The following is a 467-nucleotide window of genomic DNA, read 5'->3' on the forward strand; positions in this document are numbered from 1 at the left end:
GAATATGGGCGATCGGCGCTGCCGTGATCGTCGTCGCGCTGGTCGTTGCCGCCCTGCCGCTGATTGCCTCCACCCGTATCGTGCGCGACCGCATCGCCTGGGAAATGAGTGCGTGGAGCGGCTTCCGTGTCGCCATCGACGGTTCGCCGCGTATCGAGGTCTGGCCGACATTCCGCGCCATCCTGACCGATGTGACGCTGTCACAATGGACCGACACCGAGGCGCCGCCGGTGGTCGAGGCAGAACGGGTCGAGGTCGACCTTTCCGCCATGGCGGCCTTGCGCGGCGACGTGGTGTTTTCGACGGCGCGGCTGGTGCGGCCGACGATCCGGGTCCAGCGCACGCCTGCCGGCCTTTTCCTGCCCGCTGTCCCGACCGGCGGGCGCATCACGCGCTCCATCGACACGGCGCGCGGCCTGGTCAACGCCGACCCCGCCAAACCGGACCTCGACAAGCTGCCTACCGAC

Annotated in this window: 1 protein-coding gene; it reads left to right on the forward strand. The window is 69.2% G+C overall.

Features of this window, described 5'->3' with window-relative positions:
• Window positions 1-2: 2 nt before the first annotated feature.
• Window positions 3-467, forward strand: a 465-nt coding sequence (locus EN925_RS39185) for an AsmA family protein (RefSeq protein WP_245487499.1), incomplete at its 3' end; no start/stop codon positions are given.

The sequence above is a fragment of the Mesorhizobium sp. M7A.F.Ca.US.006.04.2.1 genome (assembly GCF_004022915.1).
GTDB lineage: Bacteria > Pseudomonadota > Alphaproteobacteria > Rhizobiales > Rhizobiaceae > Mesorhizobium > Mesorhizobium ciceri.